Raw genomic sequence first — 5,128 nt, 5'->3', positions numbered from 1 at the left:
ACTTCGGCCAGCCGTGGGTCCAGGTCGCTGGCATCGATGTGCGCCAGCCTTGCCAGGGCCAGGCCCCCTTCTTCCAGCGCTTTGCCATCCGCATCCAGCAGGCGCAAGCCCAGGGCGCGCAACATGCCGCTGCCACCGTCATTGGTAGCGCTGCCGCCAATTGCCAGCACGATACGCCGGGCACCAGCGGCCAACGCGGCAGCGATCAGCTCGCCAGTGCCCCAGGTGCTGCTGCGGCACGCATCACGCTGCTCGGTCGGCACCCATTGCAGGCCACTGGCCTGTGCCATCTCGATGATTGCGGTGCGGCTCTGCGCCAGCCACCCCCAACCGGCCTCGACGGTTTGCCCCAAAGGGCCACGCACGGCCAGGCGGCGAAGTTCGCCCTGGCTGGCGGCAAGAATGGCCTCCATGGTGCCTTCACCGCCATCGGCCATGGGGCATTCGACCAACTCGGCATCCGGCCACACCTCGGCCAGGCCCAGGGCAATGGCGCGGGCGACACCGGCAGCGTCGAGGCTGTCCTTGAACGAGTCGGGGGCGATGACGATCTTCATGGGGATTCTCCTGTCCAGATGAGCGGCATGCTGACAGTTGCCTGGCGAGCTGGCCTCGGTCAAATGCACAAGACAGCAGAGGCGTTGTTTGGGCAAATGCCTTCGCCCCCCCCCTCAACCGGCCGGCAGCAGTTGCAACCCCAGGTACAAACTGAGCATGCCTTCCATCCGCAGCGGGTCGACTTCGCCCAGCTCGGCGACCCGTTCCAGCCGGTAGCGCAGGCTGTTGCGGTGAATGCCCAAGGCATCGGCACAGGCCTGGCTCTGGCCATCATGGGCGCACCAGGCCCGCAAGGTGGCAATCAGCTGACCACTGGCGTCCTTGGCCCGGATGCGTTGCAGCGGTTCGAGCAGTTCATCCAGGGCATCGTCATTGCGATGGCGCCACAGCAAGGCCGGTAACCGATAGCGCTCAAGGCTGAGCAGGCGTTCGGCGGGCAGCACCTCCTGCCCATAGGCCAGCAGGTCGCGCACCCGGCGATAGCCTCGGCGCAACTGCTCCAGGCTCTGCGCCACGCAACCAAGGGCCAGGCGCTCGACCTGCCAGCCGTGGCGCTGCAGGCGCTCGAGCAGCCGCGCTTCGTCCAGCACCAAGGCTGCCGGGCGGCACCACAATAGCGACTGGCGTGCGGGGCTGACGCACCAGCTGTCCGGGTAGCGGCTGGTCAGCCAGGCCGACAAGGCTTCGGCCGTTGGCCCCGACTCCAGCTCGAACAGGCAGGGCACCCTGGGCAGCTGGGGTTTCAGGCCCAACTGCCGGGCTTCGTCGAGCAGCCTGGGTGAATCGCCACTGCCGCCCAGCAACAAGGCCAGCAAATCGTCACAACGCTGCCGCCGCCATTGCTGCTCGACCTGCAGATGGCGCTGGGCCAGGAGCATCTCGGCGGTCATGCGCACCAGCTCGCCATAGGTGCGCAACTGTTGTGGGTCGCCGGTCAGGCCCAGCACCCCCATCAGCCGCCCATCGAGCATCAGCGGCAGGTTTACCCCTGGCTGCACACCCTTGAGGCACTTTGCCGCGTCCACATCCAGCTCGACGATGCGGCCGTTGGCCAGCACCAGTTGCGCGCCTTCGTGGCGGGTGTTGATACGCTCCGGCTCGCCACTGCCAAGGATCAGCCCCTGGCTGTCCATGACATTGACGTTGCAGGGCAGGATGGCCATCGCCCGATCAACGATATCCTGCGCCAGGTCATGGTCGAGTTCGAACATTCAACGGTCCTTGGGGTGGTAGGCTTTGGTCGCGGGCACAGCAGCCCTGGCCAAGCGCTGTGCAAAAGCACAAAGACAGGCATGCCGCAGGCCCGCCAGACTCGTCAGGGCGAGCGCCGGAACAGGCGACGCGGTGACAACCATAACAACAGAGAACCCGATCATGGCACACAGCCCCGCCCCTGACCAAGGCACGGACACCACCCGCAACGCGCTGTACCGGCGCATCACCCTGCGGCTGATTCCGTTCATTTTCATCTGCTACCTGTTCAACTACCTGGACCGCGTCAACGTCGGCTTCGCCAAGCTGCAAATGCTCGACGCCCTCAACTTCAGCGAAACCGTTTACGGCCTCGGCGCCGGTATCTTTTTCATCGGCTACGTGCTCTGCGGCCTGCCGAGCAACCTGGCACTCAACCGCTTCGGCCCACGGCGCTGGATCGCGTTAATGATGATCGCCTGGGGCAGCCTCTCGACCTGCCTGCTGTTCGTCACCACACCCACCGAGTTCTACACGTTGCGCCTGCTGACTGGCGCCGCCGAAGCCGGCTTCTTCCCAGGCGTGGTGCTGTACCTCTCGCGCTGGTTCCCGGCCGACCGCCGTGGCCGCATCATGGCCCTGTTCATGTCGGCGATCCCGGTGTCGGGGCTGCTGGGCGGGCCGTTCTCCGGCTGGATCCTCGAACACTTCGCCGCTGGCCAACATGGCCTTGCCGGCTGGCAATGGATGTTTCTGATCCAGGGCGTGCCCACCGTCATCCTGGGTTTCCTGGCCATCCGCCTGCTCAGCGACGGCTACCAGAAAGCCACGTGGCTGAGCCCGGCCGAGCGCCAGCTGATCGAGGCCGACCTCAAGGCCGACGCCGCCAGCAAACCCGCCACCAGCGGTGACAGCGTGCTCGCAGTGCTGACCAACCCGCTGATCTGGACGTTCGGTTTCGTTTACTTCTGTATCCAGAGCGGTGTGTACGCGATCAACTTCTGGCTGCCGTCGATCATCAAGAGCATGGGTTTCGACAACCCCTTGCTGATTGGCTGGCTGAGCGCCATTCCGTACTTGCTGGCCGGGGTGTTCATGATTGTCTGCGGGCGCTCGGCCGACCTGCGCAACGAGCGCCGCTGGCACCTTGTAGTGCCAATGCTGATGGGCGCCATCGGCTTGCTGATCGCCGTGAACTTCGCCGGCAACCCGCCGATTGCCATCCTCGGCCTGTCGATCGCCACCATGGGCGCGCTCACCGGCCTGCCAATGTTCTGGCCAATGCCTACCGCGCTGCTCAGCGCCGGTGCGGCCGTGGCCGGGCTGGCGGTGATCAACTCGGTAGGGCAGATGGCGGGCTTCCTCAGCCCGTACCTGGTCGGTTTCATCAAGGACCAGACCGGGTCCACCGATGCCGCGCTGTATTCGTTGGCGGCATTGATCGTGGTGGGTAGCCTGGTGGCCTTGCGGGTAACCCGCGCTGGCGCGCTGGCCACGGTAAAGTCCACCTAAGGCACCTGCAATACGCCACAGCCCGTGTGGGAGCCGGCAAACCCGCCCCCACACGGTGCTTCAGAATAATGCCCCGATCGTCGGCTCGGGTCAGCATCTCAACGGCACAGGCGTCAAATGGTTCCAAAGGCCCCTTTGGAGAAGCCTCATGACCCAACACACCGTGGCCCGCCTCGATCAGCTCGACCCCCACCGCCCTCTGCGTGTGCAGGCCGGCAACGAAGAACTCATCCTCATCCGCCAGGGCGACCTGGTGCATGCCTACCAGGCCAACTGCCCCCATGCCGGCGCCCCGCTGGAAGAAGGCGTGATCTGCGCAGGCTTGCTGGTCTGCCCGTGGCACAAGGCGGCGTTTGCCGTGGACGAAGGCGCGGTGTGCGAACCGCCGGCACTGGCCGACCTGCGCCGCTATCGGGCGTGGGTCAAGGACGGTGAAGTCTGGGTCGATGACCAGCCGCTGCCAAAGGCCGAGCCACCACGCCACAGTGACGCGCGCTGCTTCGTCGTCATCGGTGCCGGTGCCGCAGGCTCGGCGGCGGTGGCCACGCTGCTGGCCCATGGCTTCGGTGGGCGTCTGGTCTGGCTTGACCATGAACGCCAGCCCGCCTACGACCGCACTGCGCTGAGCAAATTCGTCATCGCCGGGGAGATGCCGCCCGATGAGGTCCCGGCGCTGCTGGAGGCTGGCCAGCTGCGCGCGGGCCCGCTGGAACGGTGCTTGGGCAAGGTGCGCACACTGGACGTGAAAAAGCGCCAGATCACCCTCAGCGACGGCCACCGCATCGACTATGACGCCGCCTTGCTGGCCACTGGCGGCAAACCGCAACGCCCCGACCTGCCCGGTGTCGACCTGGCAGGGGTCATGACCCTGCGCTCACGCGAGGATGCAGCACGCCTGCTGGATGCCGCCGAGCCGGGGCAGCCTGTGGTGATCGTCGGCGACGGGTTCATTGGCCTGGAGGCGGCCTCGGCCTTGCGCAAGTATGGCGCGCAGGTGCATGTGGTCAGCCGCCACGCGGTGCCCTTGAGCAAACAGTTAGGTGAGCGTATCGGGCGCAGCATACGCGCGCTGCATGAGCGCAAGGGCGTGGTATTCCATGGTCCGACCGAGATCGAGCGCTTCCTCGGTGAAGAACGGGTCGACGCCGTGCTGCTGGCCAATGGCGAGAAGCTGACGACGTCGTTGGTGTTGCTGGGTACCGGCGTCGCACCGGCCACTGCGTTCGTGCAGGGCGTGGAACTGGCCGAGGATCGTTCGTTACGGGTCGACGCCGAACTGCATGCCGCCGACCGCCTATGGGCCGCCGGCGACATCGCCACCTTCCCCCTCGCTGGCCGCCCGGTGCGCATCGAACACTGGCGCCTGGCCCAGCAGCATGGCGTAATCGCCGCGGCCAACATGCTGGGCGAGCAGCGTCGTTACGCGGATGTGCCGTTTTTCTGGACCTATCAGCATGGGCGCACCTATGAAGTGCTGGGGCATGCTCAGGACTGGGACCGAATCGAGTTTGTCGGCGAGCCGGAGAAAGGTGACTTCATTGCCTTGCAGTGTGTCGGGGAGCAGGTTGAAGCGGTGGTGGCCAAGGGGTATTCGGATGCCATGGCGCAGCTGTCGCAGCGGATGAAGCGGCCGTTGGGTCTGGATGAGGCACGCAAGCTGATCGGCTGAAACGCGCCTGCTTTTTTGCTTGGGTTCTTCGGGGGGGCGGATATCGAGCGCCGCCCGCGCGGCGCATCGCGAGCTAAGCTCGCTCCTACATCTGTTTCGGGCCAGTTATTCCTGTGCCATGGGCGCGCGACCCCTTTGGCGCCCGCATGAATATCGCGTCGTACAAACGAGGCGGTCGCGCGCAAATGCCACAGGCCT

At 65.8% G+C, this 5,128-nt stretch carries 4 protein-coding genes; 2 read left to right on the top strand and 2 right to left on the bottom strand.

What is annotated here, in order from left to right:
* Together NP534_RS25450 and NP534_RS25445 are read right to left on the bottom strand one after the other, a co-directional pair.
* On the bottom strand, nt 1-557 hold a 557-nt coding region (locus tag NP534_RS25450; RefSeq protein WP_274100551.1), incomplete at its 3' end, for a glycerate kinase.
* A gap of 114 nt (nt 558-671) precedes the next feature.
* A complete protein-coding gene (locus NP534_RS25445) occupies nt 672-1,769 on the bottom strand; it encodes a sugar diacid recognition domain-containing protein (RefSeq protein WP_033697751.1) in 1,098 nt (365 codons plus the stop codon).
* Between the two features lie 163 nt (nt 1,770-1,932).
* Between NP534_RS25445 and NP534_RS25440 the strand changes: the two genes are divergently transcribed.
* Together NP534_RS25440 and NP534_RS25435 are read left to right on the top strand one after the other, a co-directional pair.
* A complete protein-coding gene (locus NP534_RS25440; RefSeq protein WP_186653002.1) occupies nt 1,933-3,261 on the top strand; it encodes an MFS transporter in 1,329 nt (442 codons plus the stop codon).
* A gap of 148 nt (nt 3,262-3,409) precedes the next feature.
* Nucleotides 3,410-4,930, top strand: coding sequence for an FAD-dependent oxidoreductase (locus NP534_RS25435; RefSeq protein WP_274100550.1), 1,521 nt, complete (start codon nt 3,410-3,412; stop codon nt 4,928-4,930).
* The last annotated feature ends 198 nt before the right edge of the window (nt 4,931-5,128 follow it).

It is taken from the genome of Pseudomonas sp. 39004 (genome assembly GCF_028682155.1).
Lineage (GTDB): Bacteria > Pseudomonadota > Gammaproteobacteria > Pseudomonadales > Pseudomonadaceae > Aquipseudomonas > Aquipseudomonas capeferrum.
The sequence above is the reverse complement of the archived record's forward strand: the minus strand, read 5'-3'. Positions and strand labels throughout refer to the sequence as shown.